18 protein-coding genes and 3 tRNA genes are annotated in these 19,013 nt (G+C 68.4%); 9 read left to right on the top strand and 12 right to left on the bottom strand.

The annotated features are described in order from the left end of the window. Positions 1-59: 59 nt before the first annotated feature. Together ACFVH2_RS05290 and ACFVH2_RS05285 are read left to right on the top strand one after the other, a co-directional pair. Positions 60-293, top strand: coding sequence for an Lrp/AsnC ligand binding domain-containing protein (locus ACFVH2_RS05290; RefSeq protein WP_378422973.1), 234 nt, complete (start codon positions 60-62; stop codon positions 291-293). After that, a complete protein-coding gene (locus tag ACFVH2_RS05285) occupies positions 290-889 on the top strand; it encodes a DUF3515 domain-containing protein (RefSeq protein ID WP_378422971.1) in 600 nt (199 codons plus the stop codon). Before ACFVH2_RS05290 ends, ACFVH2_RS05285 begins: the two co-directional genes overlap by 4 nt. Positions 890-918: 29 nt before the next feature. Here ACFVH2_RS05285 and ACFVH2_RS05280 read toward each other — a convergent pair whose 3' ends face one another. Together ACFVH2_RS05280 and ACFVH2_RS05275 are read right to left on the bottom strand one after the other, a co-directional pair. Further along, positions 919-2,025 (bottom strand): D-alanine--D-alanine ligase family protein, encoded by a 1,107-nt coding sequence (locus ACFVH2_RS05280; protein WP_378422970.1) that lies wholly within the window; start codon positions 2,023-2,025, stop codon positions 919-921. A 34-nt stretch (positions 2,026-2,059) separates the two neighbouring features. After that, positions 2,060-3,058 (bottom strand): NAD(P)H-dependent glycerol-3-phosphate dehydrogenase, encoded by a 999-nt coding sequence (locus ACFVH2_RS05275; protein WP_378422968.1) that lies wholly within the window; start codon positions 3,056-3,058, stop codon positions 2,060-2,062. A gap of 109 nt (positions 3,059-3,167) precedes the next feature. On the opposite strand from ACFVH2_RS05275, the gene cofC reads away from it, so the two are divergent. The 3 genes from cofC to ACFVH2_RS05260 are packed head-to-tail and all read left to right on the top strand — an operon-like array spanning position 3,168 to position 7,085. Further along, positions 3,168-3,866 (top strand): 2-phospho-L-lactate guanylyltransferase, encoded by a 699-nt coding sequence (gene cofC, locus ACFVH2_RS05270; RefSeq protein ID WP_378422967.1) that lies wholly within the window; start codon positions 3,168-3,170, stop codon positions 3,864-3,866. Positions 3,867-3,917: 51 nt separating this feature from the next. Next, the gene (locus tag ACFVH2_RS05265; RefSeq protein WP_378422965.1) at positions 3,918-6,128 is read left to right on the top strand and encodes an RNA degradosome polyphosphate kinase; all 2,211 of its coding nucleotides are present in this window, start codon (positions 3,918-3,920) and stop codon (positions 6,126-6,128) included. Positions 6,129-6,158: 30 nt separating this feature from the next. Next, positions 6,159-7,085 carry an NUDIX domain-containing protein gene (locus tag ACFVH2_RS05260; protein WP_378422963.1) on the top strand — a complete coding sequence of 309 codons (927 nt, stop codon included), beginning with the start codon at positions 6,159-6,161 and terminating at the stop codon, positions 7,083-7,085. A gap of 97 nt (positions 7,086-7,182) precedes the next feature. Here the strand turns inward: ACFVH2_RS05260 and ACFVH2_RS05255 are convergent, their stop codons facing one another. The 3 genes from ACFVH2_RS05255 to leuC form a co-directional block, all read right to left on the bottom strand. Beyond that, entirely contained in the window at positions 7,183-7,878 is a 696-nt protein-coding gene (locus ACFVH2_RS05255) for an HU family DNA-binding protein (RefSeq protein ID WP_378422961.1), read from the bottom strand. A 153-nt stretch (positions 7,879-8,031) separates the two neighbouring features. Then, on the bottom strand, positions 8,032-8,646 hold the full coding sequence (gene leuD, locus ACFVH2_RS05250; protein WP_378422959.1) for a 3-isopropylmalate dehydratase small subunit: 615 nt from the start codon (positions 8,644-8,646) through the stop codon (positions 8,032-8,034). Between the two features lie 27 nt (positions 8,647-8,673). Continuing rightward, on the bottom strand, positions 8,674-10,098 hold the full coding sequence (gene leuC, locus ACFVH2_RS05245; RefSeq protein WP_378422957.1) for a 3-isopropylmalate dehydratase large subunit: 1,425 nt from the start codon (positions 10,096-10,098) through the stop codon (positions 8,674-8,676). 140 nt (positions 10,099-10,238) lie between these two features. On the opposite strand from leuC, the gene ACFVH2_RS05240 reads away from it, so the two are divergent. From ACFVH2_RS05240 to ACFVH2_RS05230, 3 genes are all read left to right on the top strand, one after another. Continuing rightward, complete coding sequence (locus ACFVH2_RS05240) at positions 10,239-10,958, top strand: IclR family transcriptional regulator (RefSeq protein WP_378422955.1); 720 nt, start codon at positions 10,239-10,241, stop codon at positions 10,956-10,958. Between the two features lie 79 nt (positions 10,959-11,037). Next, complete coding sequence (locus ACFVH2_RS05235) at positions 11,038-11,535, top strand: PPOX class F420-dependent oxidoreductase (protein WP_378422953.1); 498 nt, start codon at positions 11,038-11,040, stop codon at positions 11,533-11,535. Between the two features lie 79 nt (positions 11,536-11,614). Continuing rightward, positions 11,615-11,782 carry a DUF5302 domain-containing protein gene (locus ACFVH2_RS05230; protein WP_378422951.1) on the top strand — a complete coding sequence of 56 codons (168 nt, stop codon included), beginning with the start codon at positions 11,615-11,617 and terminating at the stop codon, positions 11,780-11,782. Between the two features lie 54 nt (positions 11,783-11,836). On the opposite strand, the gene ACFVH2_RS05225 is transcribed toward ACFVH2_RS05230, so the two are convergent. The 5 genes from ACFVH2_RS05225 to ACFVH2_RS05205 form a co-directional block, all read right to left on the bottom strand. Then, positions 11,837-11,909 (bottom strand) — tRNA-Glu (locus tag ACFVH2_RS05225). Positions 11,910-11,959: 50 nt separating this feature from the next. Next, a tRNA-Glu gene (locus ACFVH2_RS05220) sits at positions 11,960-12,035 on the bottom strand. Between the two features lie 56 nt (positions 12,036-12,091). Continuing rightward, positions 12,092-12,163 (bottom strand) — tRNA-Gln (locus ACFVH2_RS05215). Positions 12,164-12,302: 139 nt separating this feature from the next. Next, positions 12,303-13,778 (bottom strand): glutamate--tRNA ligase, encoded by a 1,476-nt coding sequence (gltX, locus tag ACFVH2_RS05210; protein WP_378422949.1) that lies wholly within the window; start codon positions 13,776-13,778, stop codon positions 12,303-12,305. Positions 13,779-13,864: 86 nt separating this feature from the next. Then, positions 13,865-14,638 (bottom strand): fumarylacetoacetate hydrolase family protein, encoded by a 774-nt coding sequence (locus ACFVH2_RS05205; protein WP_378422947.1) that lies wholly within the window; start codon positions 14,636-14,638, stop codon positions 13,865-13,867. 74 nt (positions 14,639-14,712) lie between these two features. Between ACFVH2_RS05205 and ACFVH2_RS05200 the strand changes: the two genes are divergently transcribed. Next, positions 14,713-15,930, top strand: coding sequence for an MFS transporter (locus ACFVH2_RS05200; protein WP_378422945.1), 1,218 nt, complete (start codon positions 14,713-14,715; stop codon positions 15,928-15,930). A 231-nt stretch (positions 15,931-16,161) separates the two neighbouring features. On the opposite strand, the gene ACFVH2_RS05195 is transcribed toward ACFVH2_RS05200, so the two are convergent. Continuing rightward, complete coding sequence (locus ACFVH2_RS05195; protein WP_378423186.1) at positions 16,162-17,175, bottom strand: 3-isopropylmalate dehydrogenase; 1,014 nt, start codon at positions 17,173-17,175, stop codon at positions 16,162-16,164. Between the two features lie 88 nt (positions 17,176-17,263). After that, the gene (gene serA / locus ACFVH2_RS05190) at positions 17,264-18,856 is read right to left on the bottom strand and encodes a phosphoglycerate dehydrogenase (protein ID WP_378422943.1); all 1,593 of its coding nucleotides are present in this window, start codon (positions 18,854-18,856) and stop codon (positions 17,264-17,266) included. Between the last annotated feature and the right edge of the window lie 157 nt (positions 18,857-19,013).

Below are 19,013 nucleotides of genomic sequence, written 5' to 3'. Positions count from 1 at the left end.
CCAGGTCACCGCGACTCTACCGAGGTCGCGGGGGCACTGCGCTGGGAAGGGGCCCACCTGTGGTGCAGGCTTTCATCTTGATACAGACCGAGGTGGGCAAGGCCACGTTGATCGCGCAGCAAGTCGCGGGGCTGCCCGACGTACTGAGCTCCGAGGACGTACTCGGACCCTACGACGTGGTCGCTCGCATCGAGGCGGCCGACGCTGCCGAGCTGCCCGCGGTGGTGCGGCGGATCCAGCAGGTCGCCGGAATCACCCGGACCCTGACGTGTCAGGTGGCGGCGCACGCGTGACCGAGACAACTCCCACCCCCGAACCCGAGAAGACCCCCGACCACGAGTCCGACGACGCCACCACACGCCGCAACCCCGGATTGATCGCGGCGGCGGTCGCGCTGCCCGTCGCCCTGGTGGTCGGCGTCCTGGTCGCCGCCTTCATGGCCGGACGCAACCCCACCCTCGAACCCGTCGCCCTCGGCTCGGTACCCGCCCCGGCATCGGGCTCCGCCGAGTGCACGGCACTGACCGGCGCACTGCCCGACAAGCTCGGCGACTTCACCCGCGCCGAACTGGTCGACCCAGCACCGGAAGCCGCCGCGGCCTGGCAGTCTGCGGACGCCCAGGAGATCGTGCTTCGCTGCGGACTGGACCGGCCAACCGAGTTCAACGCGGCCAGCGCGCTGCAGGTGGTGAACGGCGTGCAGTGGTTCGAGGTTCCCGGTGGCGAGGGTGTCGACGCGAGTACCTGGTTCGCCGTCGACCGCGGCGTGTACGCGGCGGTGACGATCCCGCACGGCCTCGGCCCGACCCCCCTGCAGGATGCCTCGGACGCGGTCGCGAAAGCGATCACGCCGAAGCCACTCGACCCAGCGCCGGTGCCGAACCCCTGATCAACCGCAGGGGTCGGCGCCGGCCGAGGTCAGCGGAGGCCGGTGCCGCGAGCGAGCGCGGTGTCGACCAACGTCGAGACCAGGGTCCGGTAGTCGATCCCGGCCGCATCCCACATCCGCGGGAACATCGAGATCGACGTGAAGCCTGGCATGGTGTTGATCTCGTTGATCACCGGGCCGTTCTCGGTGACGAAGAAGTCCACCCGAGCCAGTCCCTGGCAGTCCAGAGCCGCGAACGCGCGGACCGCGATCGCGCGGATCTCCTCGCTCACCTCGTCCTCCAACTTGGCCGGGACGTCGAACTCGCAGATGTCGTCGAGGTACTTGGTGTCGAAGTCGTAGAAGGCGCCGTCGTCCTCAGCGAACTCGGGCATGCGAATCTCCGCCACCACACTCGAACGCACTGCGCCGTCGGGGAATTCGAGCACACCGCACTCGACCTCGCGGCCGTGAATCGCGGCCTCCACGATCACCTTCGGGTCGTGACTGCGTGCCTCCGCGATGGCGTCGTCGAGATGGTCCCAGGAGGTGACCCGACTGATGCCGATCGAAGACCCACCGCGCGCCGGCTTCACGAACACCGGCAGCCCGAGTTCGGCGCGGTCGGCCTCCGACAGGGTGTCGGTACCCGGCCGCAGCACCACCTGGGTGCCGACGGGCAGGCCCTCGGCCGCGAGAAGCTTCTTGGTGAACTCCTTGTCCATTCCCGCCGCGCTGGCGAGCACGCCCGGACCCACATACGGCAGTCCGGCGAGCTCGAGCAGCCCCTGGATGGTGCCGTCCTCGCCGTAGGCGCCGTGCAGGACGGGAAAGACCACGTCGACCGACGCCAGGACCGCACCCGCCGCCTCGCTGCCGAGGGCGACCAGTGCGCCGGATCGCGTCGGGTCGGCGGTCAGCGTCAGGGCCGTCCCGCTCGCGTCCACCGAGGGCATCGAACGGCCGTCGATGGCCAGCGTCGCCGGGTCTGCCGGACCGAGCACCCAGGCGCCGTCCGGGGTGATCCCGATCGGGACCACCTCGTAACGCTCCGGGTCGAGGTTGCGCAGCACACTACCGGCAGAAACACAGGACACCGAGTGCTCACTGCTGCGGCCACCGAAGACCACAGCCACCCTCGTACGCGGAATACTCACCTGCAAACAGTACCGTTCAACACCCGGTGCGACCTCATTCGGGTTTGATGCGCCTGCCGAGCAACAGCCCGACCGCCTCCGGCACCGACAGCCCCTCGTGGCACACCTTGTGCACGGCCTCGGTCAGCGGCATCTCCACACCACTGCGCTGCGCGAGCGCTCGGACCGACGTGCACGACTTGACGCCCTCGGCAACCTGTCCCTTGGTCGCCGCCTGCGCGCTGGCCAGGGTGCCACCCTGCGCGAGATGCGTACCGAAGGTCCGGTTGCGCGACAGCGGCGAGGAGCAGGTGGCCACCAGGTCGCCGACGCCCGCCAGGCCGGCCAGGGTGGCCGGGTTCGCACCGAGCGCCACCCCCAACCGGATCATCTCCGCCAGCCCCCGGGTGATGATCGAGGCGTTGGTGTTCTCCCCCAAGCCGAGGCCCGACGCCATGCCGCAGGCCAGCGCGATGACGTTCTTGCACGCCCCCCCGACCTCGCAACCCACCACGTCCGTATTGGTGTAGGGCCGAAAATAGCCTGTGGCACAAGATTTCTGAATCTCCACCGCACGAGACTCGTCGGTGCACGCGACGACCGTCGCGGCAGGTTGGCCGGCCGCGATCTCGCGGGCCAGGTTGGGCCCGGACAGCACCGCGACCCGGGACGGGTCGGCGCCGGTGACCTCGCTGATCACCTCACTCATCCGCAGCAGAGTGCCGCTCTCGATGCCCTTGGCCAGCGACAGCAGCGACGAGTCGGGGCCGATCGAGGGCGTCCACACGGCCAGGTTCTCGCGCAGCGACTGCGAGGGGACCGCGAGCACCACGATGTCCGCGCCGTCGAGGGCCCGCTCCGGATCACTGGTGGCCGTGAGTGCGGCCGGTAACTCGATTCCGTCGAGATAGAACGGATTCACGTGACCGTTCGAGATCGCCTCCGCCACTTCCGCTCTACGCGCCCACATCGTGACGTCGGTACCTGCGTCCGCCAGCACCTTCGCGAACGCAGTTCCCCACGAACCCGCTCCCAGGACCGCCGCTCTCCCCATCTAGCTCCTCCGCCCGCTCCGTCCACAACTCTCCGCATTCTGTCAGCAATCGACGGCAAGGGGGGCTGCGGCCGACCGACCGACTCACCGGTGCTGGCAGGATTGACCCATGGACGTCGCGCACCCCACACCGCCGAGCGGGCGGGCGCACGTGCTCATCGCCGTCAAGGGCCTCGAACGGGCCAAGAGCAGGCTGGCGCCGCGCCTCGGGCCCACGGACCGGACCGCACTGGTCCTGGCCATGCTGCGCGACACCCTGGCCGCCGCCCGCTCGGCACCCGCGGTCGGCGATGTCACCGTGATCACACCGGACCCGACGGTCGCCGAGGTCGCCGAGGCCACCGGGGCCCGCTGGCACCGCGACCCGGAGGAACCCGGCCTGGACCGGCTCAACGCGGCGCTGCGTGCGGCGTCGAGGACGGCGGCCCTCGACGCCGAGGGTCCGCTCGTCGCGCTGCAGGGCGACCTGCCCTGCCTCTCCGGGACCGAGCTGTCGGAGGCACTCGATCGAGCACGGCCGCATCCACGCGCGTTCGTGGTGGACCACCACGGCACGGGGACCTCCGCGCTGATCATCAGCGACGCGCGGGCGGCGCTCGACCCACGCTTCGGCTCGAGCTCGGCCCAGCGCCATCTCGACTCCGGCGCAACGGCATTGGCCGGGAACTGGCCCGGGTTGCGGCTCGACGTGGACACGGCGGCCGACCTCGACGCGGCGGCGGCGCTCGGACCCGGTCCCGCAACCGCCGAGACCCTGCGCCGAATCGGCTGGCGGGCCGAGTCCGCGCGGAGAACAGAATTCATCTGACATCGACGTTGTCGATTGTCGCCGACCTTCGATCTGAGGGATGATCGACCGGTGAGCAACGGCGAGAGCGTGAGACAGGACATCGGAGAACAGGCGGCGACGAATGGGGTGCGCGACGCCGGCCGCGCGACGATCAACCACCTGCCGGTGATCCCCACCGCGCCCCCCGCCGCCACCCCGCTCGCCGTCGACGGTTCCGTGACCGCGCTGCCCGAGGACCGTTACCTCAATCGTGAACTCAGCTGGCTCGACTTCAACTCCCGAGTGCTCACGCTCGCCGAGGATCCCTCGCTCCCCCTGCTCGAACGCGCCAAGTTCCTGGCGATCTTCGCCTCGAACCTCGACGAGTTCTACATGGTGCGCGTCGCCGGTCTCAAGCGACGCGACGAGACGGGCCTGTCCGTGCGCTCCGCGGACGGCCTGACGCCGCGCGAGCAGCTGACCCTGATCAATCGGCGCTCCCAGGAGATCGCCGAACGCCACGCCCGCACCTTCCTCGACAAGGTGCTCCCCGAGCTCGCCGCGGAGGGAATCTCGATCATCAAGTGGTCCGACCTCGACGCCACCGACGAACGCCGGCTGTCGGAGTACTTCATCGACCAGGTGTTCCCCGTGCTCACGCCGCTCGCCGTCGATCCTGCGCACCCGTTCCCCTACATCAGCGGCCTGAGCCTGAACCTCGCGGTGACCGTGAAGGACTCGTCGAACGGCGGGGAGCACTTCGCCAGGGTCAAGGTCCCCGACAATGTCGATCGATTCGTCCGGGTCGACCGAGCCGACTCGCCGTCCGCCATCCCGGCGTTCCTACCGATGGAGGCCCTGATCGCGGCGCACCTCGGCGTCCTGTTCCCCGGCATGGAGATCGTCGAGCACCACGCGTTCCGGATCACCCGCAACGCCGACTTCGAGGTCGAGGAGGACCGCGACGAGGACCTGCTCCAGGCTCTCGAACGCGAACTCGCCCGCCGCCGGTTCGGTTCGCCGGTCCGGCTCGAGGTCGCCGACGACATGACCGACCACATGCTCGAACTCCTGCTGCGCGAGCTGGACGTGAACCCGGGCGACGTGATCCAGGTGCCCGGGCTGCTGGACCTGTCGTGCCTGTGGCAGGTCTACGGGGTCGACCGCCCCAACCTGAAGGACGCTCCGTTCGTGCCCGCCACGCACCCGGCCTTCGGTGAACGCGAGACACCCAAGAGCGTCTTCTCGACATTGCGCGACGGGGACGTCCTGGTGCACCACCCGTACGACTCCTTCTCCACGAGCGTGCAGCGATTCATCGAGCAGGCCGCCGCGGACCCGCACGTGCTGGCCATCAAGCAGACGTTGTACCGGACCTCCGGCGACTCACCGATCGTCAACGCACTCGTCGACGCCGCCGAGGCCGGCAAGCAGGTGGTCGCGCTGGTGGAGATCAAGGCACGCTTCGACGAGCAGGCGAACATCAAGTGGGCGCGCAAGCTGGAACAGGCCGGCGTGCACGTGGTGTACGGACTGGTCGGTCTCAAGACACACTGCAAGACGTGCCTCGTGGTCCGACGCGAGGGTTCGACGATCCGTCGCTACTGCCACATCGGGACCGGCAACTACAACCCGAAGACCGCCCGACTCTACGAGGACGTCGGTCTGCTGACCTCTTCACCCGAGATCGGCGCGGACCTCACCGACCTGTTCAATTCGTTGACCGGGTATTCGCGAAAAGCCAAGTACCGCAACCTTCTGGTCGCTCCGCACGGGGTACGTGCCGGCATCGTCGCGCGCATCCAGGCGGAGACCGAGGCCAAGCTCGCCGGCAGGCCCGCCGGAATCCGGCTCAAGGCCAACGCCCTCGTCGACGAGCAGGTGATCGACGCCCTCTACCGCGCCTCGCAGGCCGGGGTCCCCGTGCAGGTCGTCGTCCGGGGCATCTGCGCCCTCAAGCCGGGCGTCCCCGGACTGAGCGAGAACATCGAGGTGCGTTCGATTCTCGGCCGCTTTCTCGAGCACTCGCGCATCCTGCACTTCGTCGGTGCGAACGAGTTCTGGATCGGCAGCGCCGACATGATGCATCGCAATCTCGACAGGCGGGTCGAGGTCATGGCTCAGGTGAAGGATCCGCGCCTGACCCGTCAACTCGGCGACATCTTCGACTCCGCACTCGACCCGACCACTCGGTGCTGGGTGCTGCAGTCCGACGGCAGCTGGGCGGCCTCGCCCGCGCGGGGCGAGCAGGTACGCGAGCACCAGCAGGAATTGATGCGCGGCCGCCGCGGCGGCGCGTAGGCCCTTCTCCCGATCGCAGGAAGGCAACTTGTGACCTCGAATTCGGATCGCCCGATCAAGGCCAACATCTTTGCGGCGGGGGCAGTCCTGTGGCGCAAATCGCCGACAAATCCGTACGAGATCGAGATCGCACTGATCCACCGCCCGAAGTACGACGACTGGTCCTTTCCGAAGGGCAAGCTCGATCCTGGTGAGACACCGGTGGTTGCTGCGCTGCGCGAGGTGGAGGAGGAGACCGGCCTCGAGGTGCAACTCGGCAGGCACGTCACCCGCGTGAGTTACGAGGTGCCGGGCCACCGCAGGCGCAAGCGGGTCGACTACTGGGCTGCGGAGGCCCGGGGTGGGGAGTTCGTCCCCAACAACGAGGTCGACGTGCTGCGCTGGCTCGCGCCGGACGACGTGTTCGGCGCGCTGTCCTACTCGGTGGACCACAAGGTCCTGCGCCGTTTCCTCAAGGTCCCCGCCGACACCACGACCGTGCTGATGGTCCGGCACGCGAAGGCGGGGCGCAGCGATCGGTCCTCCGGTGACGACACGCTCCGCCCACTCGACAAGAACGGCAGGACGCAGGCCGCCGCGTTGAGCACACTGCTGCAGGCATTCGGGGCGACGGAGATCCACTCCGCGGATCGCACCCGATGCATCCAGACGGTCGAGCCGCTCGCACAGGCGATCGGGGTGGACATCGCGGTCGAGCCTGCACTCTCCGAGGAGGCCTACGCGAAGGATCCCGCGGCCGCCCAGGCGGTGGCCCGAAAGATCGCCGCGCGCGGCGGAGTTCAGGTCGTCTGCAGCCAGGGCAGGGTGATACCGCCGCTGTTGCAGTGGTGGGCCGAACGCGACGGGGTGGAGCTCCCGGCCGCGCGCAACCGGAAGGGCAGCACGTGGGTGCTGTCGTTGTCGGGCGGCAAACTGGTCGCCGCCAACCACATCGACAGCGCGTTGCCGGACATCTGAGCCGGCGCTGGCGCCACCAAGTAACGAACCTCCGACACGAACGAACAGGGGCGGCGACGGGAAATCCCGTCGCCGCCCCTCTTTCGCGCAGTCGGTGTCAGCGCTTGCGGGCCGGAGCCTTCTTGGCCGGAGCCTTCTTGGCCGGAGCCGCCTTCTTCGCAACCGTCTTCTTGGCGGGTGCCGCCTTCTTCGCGACGGTCTTCTTCGCCGGGGTGGCCTTCGCGACCGTCTTCTTCGCGACGGTCTTCTTCGCCGGGGTGGCCTTCGCGACCGTCTTCTTCGCGACCGTCTTCTTGGCGGGTGCCGCCTTCTTCACGACCGCCGCCTTCTTCGCGGGAGCCGCCTTCTTCACGACCGCCGCCTTCTTCGCGGGTGCCGCCTTCTTCGCGGGTGCCGCCTTGGCCACGGTCTTCTTGGCTGCCGCCTTCTTCGCGACGGTCTTCTTGGCTGCCGCCTTCTTCGCCGGGGCGGCCGCCGAGCCGCGCTTGACGGCGGGTCCGCTGGCCGGCAGCTTCTGCTTGCCCGCGATCACGGCCTTGAACTGAGCACCGGGACGGAACGCCGGCACCGACGTCGGCTTGACCTTGACGGTCTCACCGGTGCGCGGGTTGCGCGCGACGCGCGCCGCTCGGCGACGCTGCTCGAAGACACCGAATCCGGTGATCGTCACGTTCTCGCCCGCATGCACCGCGCGAACGATGATGTCGACGATGTGCTCCACGGCTTCGGTCGCACCGCGGCGGTCCGAATTCAGTCTCTCGGTGAGCTGATCAATGAGCTCCGCCTTGTTCATTGGATGTACCTCCGCATACCAATGGCCCATTGTCGGACCGACTAGCAAATACGGTAAACCGGAAAAGCGCAAGAGTCTATGTGCCACGCCAATTCTCATGCCGTTCTCAGCGGCGTGGCACCCCTTGTCCGGCTACCGATCTGCTTCGTTCGCCTACCGGTCGCCCTCGGCGACTCGCTCCGGAAGTGTCACAGGTTTCCATGACGGCCTTGACTTTTCGAACTCGGAAATCGCCTCTACCTGGCGCAACGTCAATCCGATATCGTCGAGGCCCTCCAGCAGACGCCATCGCGTGTAGTCGTCAATGGTGAAGGGCACCACTAGAGTTCCGGCGCTGATCGTCCGATTCGTGAGATCCACGACAATTTCGAGTCCGGGCTGTTCCTCGAGCAACTTCCACAGCAACTCGACGTCCGTCTGCTCGACCTGAGCGGCGAGCAGACCCGCCTTGCCGGCGTTGCCGCGGAAGATGTCCGCGAATCGAGAGGCGATCACCACCCGAAAACCGAAGTCCGAGAGCGCCCACACCGCGTGCTCGCGGGACGAGCCGGTACCGAAGTCCGGGCCCGCCACCAGAACGGAGCCCTTGTCGTAGGGCGGAATGTTGAGAACGAACTCCGGATCGTTACGCCAGGCAGCGAACAGCCCGTCCTCGAAACCGGTACGTGTCACTCGCTTTAGGTAGACCGCGGGAATGATCTGGTCCGTGTCGACATTGGATCGCCGCAGGGGGACGCCGATGCCCTTGTGAGTGGTGAAGGCTTCCATCGATTTATCTCCTGTCGCTTCCGAGTCTCAGTCCAGGTCCGCAGGCGCGGACAGCGTTCCGCGCACGGCGGTCGCAGCTGCCACCAGCGGCGAGACGAGGTGCGTCCGGCCGCCCTTACCCTGTCGACCCTCGAAGTTCCGGTTGGACGTCGAGGCCGAACGCTCTCCCGACGCCAGCTGATCCGGGTTCATGCCGAGGCACATCGAGCAGCCCGCCTGGCGCCATTCGGCGCCTGCCGCGACGAAAATGTCACCCAGACCTTCCTTCTCGGCCTCCGCACGGACACGCATCGAGCCGGGCACCACGAGCATGCGCACGCCCGGCGCCACCTTGCGACCCTTCAGCACACTCGCCACGGCCCGCAGATCCTCGATCCGCCCGTTGGTGCAGGAACCGACGAACACCGTGTCCACGGCGATCTCACGCAGCGGCGTTCCCGCCTCCAGTCCCATGTAGCCGAGCGCCTTCTCCGCCGCGGCCCGCTCGCTCTCGTCGACGATGTCCGCGGGATCGGGCACGTTCGCGCCGAGCGGAGCGCCCTGACCGGGATTCGTGCCCCAGGTCACGAACGGGGTCAACGTCGACGCGTCGATGGTCACTTCGTTGTCGAAAACTGCGTCGGCGTCGGTCTTCAACTGCTCCCAGGACGCCACCGCCGCGTCCCAATCCGCGCCCGACGGGGCGTGCGGACGGCCCTTGATGAATTCGTATGTCGTCTCGTCGGGGGCGATCATGCCCGCCCGCGCGCCCGCCTCGATCGACATGTTGCAGATCGTCATTCGGGCTTCCATCGACATGTTCCTGATGGCCTCGCCGCGGTACTCGAGCACGTAGCCCTGACCGCCACCGGTCCCGATCTTCGCGATCACGGCGAGGATCAGGTCCTTGCTCGTGACGCCGGGCGCCAGGTCGCCCTCGACGTTGATCGCCATGGTCTTGAACGGGCGCAGCGACAGCGTCTGCGTCGCCATCACGTGCTCGACCTCGCTGGTTCCGATTCCCATTGCGAGAGCACCGAAAGCGCCGTGGGTGGAGGTGTGGCTGTCACCACACACGACGGTCATACCGGGCTGGGTCAGCCCCAGCTGCGGACCGACCACGTGCACGATGCCCTGGTCCAGGTCGCCCATCGGGTGGAGCCGGACGCCGAACTCCTCGCAGTTGCGGCGCAGCGTGTCGACCTGCGTGCGCGAGACCGGGTCAGCGATCGGCTTGTCGATGTCGACCGTCGGCACGTTGTGGTCCTCGGTCGCGATGGTGAGGTCGGGACGCCGAAGCGGACGGCCGGCCAACCGGAGTCCGTCGAACGCCTGCGGACTGGTGACCTCGTGCACCAGATGCAGATCGATGTAGATGAGGTCTGGCTTGCGTGCCGATCCCTCCCCCTCTCCCTTGACGACGACGTGCTCGTCCCACACCTTCTCCGCCAGGGTGCGCCCTGTGCTGGCCATGTTCTCCACCTCTTTGTGATTCGTCCCGTCCCGGGGATCAGACGGGCCCGGTCGGCGCCCGACTTCCATCATCTCTCGGTTCGTGTCGATCGCACCGTCCCGAATTTCCATCTCACAATACGAGACGATAGTATCGACCTATGAGACAGCATAGCGGCTCCACCGCCACCAGCGGGATCGGGGTGCTCGACAAGGCCATGTCGGTTCTGTACGCCGTCGCCGAGCAACCGTGCAATCTCGGCGAACTGTGCGCCCGCACCGGATTGCCGCGTGCGACAGCGCATCGTCTCGCCGTCGGACTCGAGGTGCACCGACTTCTCGCGCGTGACTCGGACGGCCTGTGGCGACCGGGCCCCGGACTGTCCGAGCTGGCGCCCGCAGCGAACGACAGTCTGCTCGAGGCCGCCGCACTGGTGTTGCCGCGACTGCGTGAAATCACCGGAGAGAGCGTCCAGCTCTATCGCCGGGAAGGGCTGCAGCGGGTCTGCGTCGCGTCGATGGAGCCGCCGACCGGGCTGCGCGACACCGTGCTCGTCGGCGCCCGGATGCCGATGACCGCCGGCTCCGGAGCCAAGGTGCTGCTCGCCTGGGCCGATCCCCAGGTGCAACGACTCGTCCTGCCGGACGCCTTGTTCAGCGAACGGGTGCTGGTGGAGGTCCGCAAGCGCGGTTGGGCGCAGAGCGCCGCCGAACGCGAACCCGGCGTCGCCAGCGTCGCAGCCCCGGTACGCGATCGCACCGGAGCCGTGGTCGCGGCCATCTCCGTCTCGGGCCCGATCGACCGCATGGGCCGACGCCCGGGCGCTCGGTGGGCCGCGGACCTCCTCGCGGCCGCCGAGGCTCTGCACAAGCGCCTCTGACATCTCCTCCCGCCCACCCGCCCGAACGTGGCACAGTGCTTGCGACAACAGGTTCCGATCCCAATGGGAGGACGTCGCAGTGGGCACCAACCAACGGTCTCAGATCACGATGACCGAGACCGAGATCACGGAGTTCGTTCAACGCAGCAGGGTGGCCACCATGGCGACCGTCGGCCACAACGGAGCGCCGCACCTCATCGCGATGTGGTACGCGCTCATCGACGGCGAACTCTGGTTCGAGACGAAGGCCAAGTCGCAGAAGGCCGTCAACCTCCGTCGAGACGACCGGATCACCGTCATGATCGAGGACGGGCAGACCTACGACACGCTCCGCGGGGTCTCGTTCGAGGGCACGGCGGAGATCGTCGACGACGCCGACGCCCTCTGGCAGGTCGGCGTGAGCATCTGGGAGCGCTACACCGGCCCGTACTCCGCCGACGTCGACCCTGCCATCGAGATGATGCTGAACAAGCGCGTCGCGGTGCGTGTGCGACCCGACCGGGTGCGCTCCTGGGATCACCGCAAGCTCGGCCTGCCGCAGATGCCGATCGGCGGCAGCACCGCGCAGTATCTCTGACCGCGCCGGGAAATCAGCGCGACTCGACGCCTCGACAGCGGTACGGTCACGATGCGACCGACAATGGGAGGAACGCATCGTGACCGACTCCGAGAACGAACAGATCAAGCAGCAGTTCCGTGAGGCGCTCGACCGCAAGAATCAGAAGAACGCGGCGCCGGCGTCCAGTACGGCCGGCGACTCGAAGATCCATCACACCCACGGACCGGCAGACCACAAACGCGAGTTCCGCCGCAAGAGCGGCTGAGCTCACACCGAGAACGACGAAGACCCTCCGGAGAACCGGAGGGTCTTCTCGTTGTAGCCCCGACGGGATTCGAACCCGCGCTACCGCCTTGAGAGGGCGGCGTCCTAGGCCGCTAGACGACGGGGCCAGGAACATGACAGTCACAAAGTGACGATCACTGGTTCGGCACGCTCTCCGTGGTAGCCCCGACGGGATTCGAACCCGCGCTACCGCCTTGAGAGGGCGGCGTCCTAGGCCGCTAGACGACGGGGCCAGGGAACGTGCCGTGTACTGCTTGGACAGTCCGGCGAAAAATCACTGAACTCACCGCTGGGGTACCAGGACTCGAACCTAGAATGGCGGTACCAGAAACCGCTGTGTTGCCAATTACACCATACCCCAATGACCTCGGCGGCTCGCTCAACCTTGCGGCTTCGCTCTCCGTTTCGGACGAGGAGAACAATAGCAAAGCCCTAGGGTCATTCTCCAAATCGGCTGGTCAGAGGGCCGAAATCGACCCCCTGACCGACGACCGCAGGTATTACTGGGCGACCTGCGCGCGGGCGGCGCGCAGCCGGGCCATCGTTTTCTCCCGACCGAGCAGCTCCATCGACTCGTACAGCGGCGGGCTGATGTGCGAGCCGGTGACCCCCACACGCACCGGCGCAAAGGCCTTGCGCGGCTTGAGTTCCAGGCCGTCGATGAGGGCGGCCTTGAGGGCCTCCTCCAGATCGGCGGTTGCCCAGGTCGCCACACCCTCGAGTGCGGCGACTGACGCGTCGAGCACCGGCCCCGCGTCGGCTCCCAGGTTCTTCGCCGCGGCGGCCGGATCGATCGCGAAGTCCGCCTCGTCGACGAACAGGAACTTCAACAGGTCCCAGGCGTCGGAGAGCACGACGATGCGGGTCTGCACGAGCTCGGCCGCCACCGCGAAGTCCTGCGCACCGAGGGCGTCCACGGGATGGTCGTGTGTGGTGAGGAACTCCCGGAGCCGGGCCGCGAAGTCGTCCGGCTCCAGCAGCCGGATGTGCTCGGCGTTGATCGCGTCGGCCTTCTTCTGGTCGAAGCGCGCGGGATTCGAGTTCACCTTCGAGATGTCGAACGCCTCGACCATCTCCGCGAGGGAGAACACGTCGTGGTCGTCGGCGATGCTCCAGCCCAGCAGCGCGAGGTAGTTGAGCAGACCCTCGGGGATGAATCCGCGGTCGCGGTGGATGAACAGGTTCGACTCGGGATCACGCTTGGACAGCTTCTTGTTGCCCTGACCCATCACGAACGGCAGGTGGCCGAACTCGGGGGTGAACTCGGCCACGCCGATGCGCTGGAGCGCCTCGTAGAGCGCCAGCTGACGCGGCGTGGAGGACAGCAGGTCCTCGCCGCGCAGCACGTGGGTGATCTTCATCAGCGCGTCGTCGACCGGGTTGACGAGCGTGTAGAGCGGGATCCCGTTTCCGCGGGTGAGCGCGAAGTCCGGCACGGTGCCCGCCTTGAAGGTGGTCTCGCCGCGCACGAGATCCACCCAGGACAGGTCGTGGTCCGGCATCCGCAGCCGCACGACGGGCTTGCGCCCCTCGTCGAGGTACGCCTGGCGCTGCGCCTCGCTCAGGTCGCGGTCGAAGTTGTCGTAGCCGAGCTTGGGGTCGCGGCCGGCGGCCTTGTGCCGAGCCTCGACCTCCTCAGGCGTGGAGAACGACTCGTAGGCCTCGCCCGCCGCGAGCAGCTTCGCGACCACCTCGAGGTGCTGGTCCCGGCGCTGGGACTGCCGGTACGGCTCGTAGGGGCCGCCGACCTCCGGGCCCTCGTCCCAGATCAGCCCGAGCCACCGCAACGCGTCGAGGATCGCCTGGTACGACTCCTCCGAGTCGCGGGCCGCGTCGGTGTCCTCGATGCGGAAGACGAACTTGCCACCGTGATGCCGTGCGTAGGCCCAGTTGAACAGGGCCGTACGGATCAACCCGACGTGCGGGGTTCCGGTGGGTGACGGGCAGAAACGAACACGCACTTCGCTGGTGGTCATGGCTCACTTGGCTCTAGGGGGTCGAATCGGTCCCCTACAGGTTAGTCCCCCACCGCTGGCCCCGTTCGGAACGGACGGCGCGCCGCTCAGCCCTTGGCCGCGACCGGATTGGTGAGGGTGCCGATGCCCTCGACCGTCACGCTGACGGTGTCGCCTGCCACGATCGGGCCGACGCCCTCGGGGGTGCCGGTGAGGATCACGTCACCCGGCAGCAACGTCATCACCGCGGAGACCCATTCGATGATCTTCGGGATGTCGTGCAGCAGAAGCGATGTCCGGCTGCGCTGCTTGAGCGCGCCGTCGACCTCGGTCTTGATCTCGAGATCGGACGCGTCCAGCGACGTCTCGATCCAGGGTCCGAGCGGGCAGAAGGTGTCGTGGCCCTTCGCCCGCGTCCACTGCCCGTCGTGACGCTGGTGGTCGCGCGCGGAGACGTCGTTGGCCACGGTGTAGCCGAGCACCACGTCGAGCGCCTTCGCGGCGGGCACGTCCTTGCACGGACGGCCGATCACGATGGCCAGCTCACCCTCGTAGTGCACCTCGTTGGAGCTGGGCGGCAACAGGATCGGCGCCCCAGGTCCGACGATCGAGGTGTTGGGCTTGAGGAAGATGACCGGATCCTCGGGTGCCTCGCCGCCCATCTCGGCGGCGTGCGCGGCGTAGTTCTTGCCGACGCAGACCACCTTGCTGGCCAGGATCGGCGCCAGCAGCCGGACGTCGACGAGCGGCCAGCTGCGGCCCGTGAAAGTCGGCGTGCCGAAGGGATGCTCGGCGATCTCCTTCGCGGTCTGCGCCTCACCCTCCCCCTCGATGGACACAAAGGCGACCCCGTCCGGGCTGGCAATTCGACCTAGGCGCATGCCGGAATCCTAAGCCCGTCCAAATTATGAGATCCATATTTCAGTGGCTGAGACAGTTCTCGTAACGTGGGGGAATGACCACAACCGCGCCGCCCACCGTCAGTACCACCCGACGCTGGTCGATGCTCGGCCTCGGCGTGTTCGCACAGACCGCGGGCGGCGTGTTCGCCAACGCCCCCGCCTTCCTCATCCCGACGCTGCACGACCGGGCCGGACTGACTCTCGCGCAGGCGGGCGTCATCGCCGCGATGCCGACGGTGGGGTACCTGGTCAGCCTCATCGCCTGGGGCGCAGTGGTCGACCGCATCGGCGAGCGCCGAGTGCTCGGCATCGGCCTCGGTGCGGCCGCAGTGGCCTCCGCCGCGGCCGCAGCCACCTGCGACATCTCACTGGTCCTGCTCGGCGCCTTCCTGTTTGTCGGCGGCACCGCTGCGTCCAGCGCGAACGCCGCCAGCGGGCGGGTTGTCGTCGGCTGGTTCCCGGCGCACCAACGCGGACTCGCCATGGGAATCCGGCAGATGGCGCTGCCACTGGGCGTCGCGGTGGCCGCACTGACCGTCCCGAGGATCGCCGCCGATCACGGAATCGCTTGGGCCATGGCACTTCCCGCCGCATTCTGCGCACTCGCCGCGGTGTGCTGCCTGACCCTCGTGATCGACCCGCCCCGGCCGAGCCGGGCCGATGCCGCGGATCAGGGACTGCTCGACAATCCGTACGTCGGACGTAGCGTGCTGTGGCGGATCCACGCGGTGTCGGTGCTGCTGGTGGTCCCGCAGTACCTGGTGTGGACGTTCGCGCTGGTGTGGCTGATCACCGACCGGCACTGGTCGGCGACGTCGGCGGGGGTGCTCGTCACCGTCGCGCAGCTGCTCGGGGCGGTCGGACGCATCGGCGCCGGCGCGTGGTCGGACCGGGTTGGCAGCCGGATGCGCCCGCTGCGTCAGGTCGCGTTGGCGGCCGCGGTCGCCATGGCCGCGCTGGCCGTGACCGACTGGCTGGACTCGCCGATCTCCGTCGCCGTCCTGCTCGTCGCGTCGGTGATCACGGTGGCGGACAACGGGTTGGCGTTCACCGCCGTCGCCGAGATCTCCGGGCCCTACTGGAGCGGCCGGGCACTGGGCGCGCAGAACACCAGCCAGTACCTGGCGGCCTCGGTGGTGCCGCCGCTGTTCGGCGCCGTGATCGGGGTGTTCGGATTCCCGGCCGCTTTCGCGCTGTCCGCACTGTGCCCCGTGGTCGCCGCTCCCCTGGTCCCCCAGGACCCCACCGACCCCACCAATCCCATGCAATGAACGGAAGTTCAGTTGCGTCAGAGCGAGTGAACGGAAGCGTTCACTCGATCTGACGCAACGAACGTGCCGTTCACTCCGGTCACTCCGGCGGGCGGCGGGCGGCGGGCGGCCGGCGTCCGAGGTGCTCCGCCGACGTCCGAGGGTGCTCAGTGCGACTGCGGTTCAGACACCACCGCCCGCGAACCTGTCACGGTTCGCGGGCGGCGATGTACGAAAGCTGCGCAGTCCGGGTCAGACGGCGGCGGCGATCCGGTCGCCCACCTCGGTGGTGACGATCGGGCCGTCGCCGCGGGAGGCGAGGTCGGCCTCGACGGCGCGCTCGACGCGGGCGGCGTCGTCCTCACGGCCCAGGTGACGCAGCAGCATCGCGGCCGACAGGATCGCGGCGGTGGGATCGGCGATGCCCTGGCCTGCGATGTCGGGAGCCGAGCCGTGGACGGGCTCGAACATCGACGGGTTCGTGCCCGACGCATCGATGTTGCCGCTCGCGGCCAGACCGATGCCACCGGTGACGGCGCCCGCGAGGTCGGTGATGATGTCGCCGAACAGGTTGTCGGTGACGATCACGTCGAAGCGCGTCGGATCGGTGACCATGTAGATGGTCGCCGCGTCGATGTGGCAGTACGCAGTCTCGACGTCGGGGTACTCGGCACCGACGGTCTCCATCGCACGGGTCCAGATGCGACCTGCGTTGGAGAGCACGTTGGTCTTGTGGATCAGCGTCAGGTGCTTGCGGCGGGTCTGCGCCAGCTCGTACGCGGCGCGGACGACGCGCTCGGCACCGAACCAGGTGTTGACCGAGACCTCGGTGGCGACCTCGTGCGGGGTGCCGACGCGGATCGAGCCACCGTTTCCGGTGTACGGGCCCTCGGTGCCCTCACGGACCACGATGAAGTCGATGTCCGGGTTGGCGGCCAGCGGCGAGCTCGAGCCCGGGTAGGTGCGTGCCGGGCGCAGGTTCACGTGATGGTCGAGCAGGAACCGCATGTTCAGCAGCAGGCCGCGCTCGAGGATGCCCGGCGCGACGAACCGCGGGTCGCCGATAGCGCCGAGCAGGATCGCGTCGTGCTGACGGATCGCGTCGAGCTCCGCGTCGGGGAGCAGGTCGCCGGTCTCGTTGTAGCGCTTGGCACCGAGGTCGAACTCGGTGGTCTCCACGTCGGGAACCAGCTTCCGCAGCACCTTCAGCGCTTCCGCCGTGACCTCGACACCGATGCCGTCGCCGGGGATGACCGCAAGCTTCATGGACACACTCTCTTCCTCGATGATTCGACGGTGGCCGCGACCGTGCAGTCACGATCGCGGCCACCGGGCAATGCTTGTTACTCGAACGTCAGGACAGGTCGACCTGGGCGACACGCGCGTCGAGCTGAGCGACGATCTGCTCGACCTCGGCGTCCCCGACGACCTGGTCGACGCGCAGGATGACGGTGGCGCCCTCGCCCTCGACGTCCTGGCTCAGCGCGGCGGCCTGAATGTCGATCCCCGCGGTGCCCAGCACGGTGCCGAGAACACCGAGCACGCCCGGACGATCCGCGTAGTGCACGACGATGTTGTGGCCCTCGGCGCGCAGGTCGAAGCTGCGGCCGTTGACGTTGACGATCTTCTCGACCTGCTGCAGACCGGTCAGCGCGCCGGCGACGGCGGTGACGGTGCCGTCGGCCGCGACCGCGCGCACCTCGACGGCGCTGCGGTGCGTCTGCGCCTCGCTGTGCTTGTCGACCTCGACGCCGACACCGCGCTGCTCGGCGAGCTGCGGAGCGTTGACGAAGGTGACGGCCTCGTCGCTGCTGGCGGAGAACAGTCCGCGCAGCGCGGCCAGGCCCAGGATCTCGACGTTCTCGGCGGAGAGCTCACCGCTGACGACGACCTGCACGTTCTGCACGGCCTCGGGCGACAGGGTGCCGGCGATCAGGCCGAGCTTGCGGACGAGCTCGAGCCACGGCGCCACCTCTTCGCCGACCGGTCCGCCGGAGACGTTGACGGCGTCGGGCACGAACTCGCCGGCCAGGGCCAGCAGGACGCTCTTGGCGACGTCGGTGCCGGCGCGGTCCTGCGCCTCGGACGTGGAGGCGCCCAGGTGCGGGGTGACGACGACGTTGTCGAGGTCGAACAGCTTCGAGTCGGTGCACGGCTCGGTGTTGAACACGTCGAGGCCGGCGGCGCGGACCTTGCCGTTCACGAGCGCGTCGTACAGCGCGTCCTCGTCGATGAGTCCGCCGCGGGCGGCGTTGACGATGATCACGCCGTCCTTGGCCTTGGCCAGGCGCTCGGCGTTGATCAGGCCGGCGGTCTCCTTGGTCTTGGGGAGGTGCACGGAGATGAAGTCGGCGCGCTCGACCAGCTGGTCGATGTCGACCAGCTCGATGCCCAGCTGCGCGGCGCGAGCCGCGGGCAGGTAGGGGTCGTACGCGATGACGTTGGTCTCGAACGCGGCGAGGCGCTGCGCGAACAGCTGGCCGATGCGGCCCAGGCCGACGACGCCGACGGTCTTGCCGAGAATCTCGGTGCCGTTGAAGCTCGAGCGCTTCCAGGTCTTCTCACGCAGGGTGCGGTCGGCGGCCGGGATCTGACGCGCGGTCGAGAGCAGCAGCGAGACCGCGTGCTCGGCGGCCGAGTGGATGTTCGAGGTGGGCGCGTTGACGACCATCACGCCGCGCTCGGTGGCTGCCGGGATGTCGACGTTGTCGAGGCCGACGCCCGCGCGACCGACGATCTTCAGCTTGGACGCCGCGGCGAGGACCTCAGCGTCGACGGTGGTGGCGGAGCGGACCAGCAGGGCGTCGGCCTCGGGGACCGCGGCGAGCAGCGCGGGACGGTCCGGGCCGTCGACCCAGCGGACCTCGACGCCGTCACCGAGCGCATCGACGGTCGATTGCGCGAGCTTGTCGGCGATCAGAACAACGGGACGGCCTGGCTGGCTCACGAGTGAACTCCCCTGCGGTTTAGGTGTGGGCGGATCGTGCCCGGTCCGAGGCGCCGCGGCGGCGCCCACGTGAACCGTGACCCGAACAGCTTAGTGCGCGCGGGCCGCCGAACCCACCTCGCGGGTCTCCGATACCACATGGTGGACGCCGCAGGAA

The sequence above is a fragment of the Rhodococcus sp. NPDC127527 genome (genome assembly GCF_042672245.1).
Classification (GTDB): domain Bacteria; phylum Actinomycetota; class Actinomycetes; order Mycobacteriales; family Mycobacteriaceae; genus Rhodococcus_G.
The sequence above is the reverse complement of the archived record's forward strand: the minus strand, read 5'-3'. Positions and strand labels throughout refer to the sequence as shown.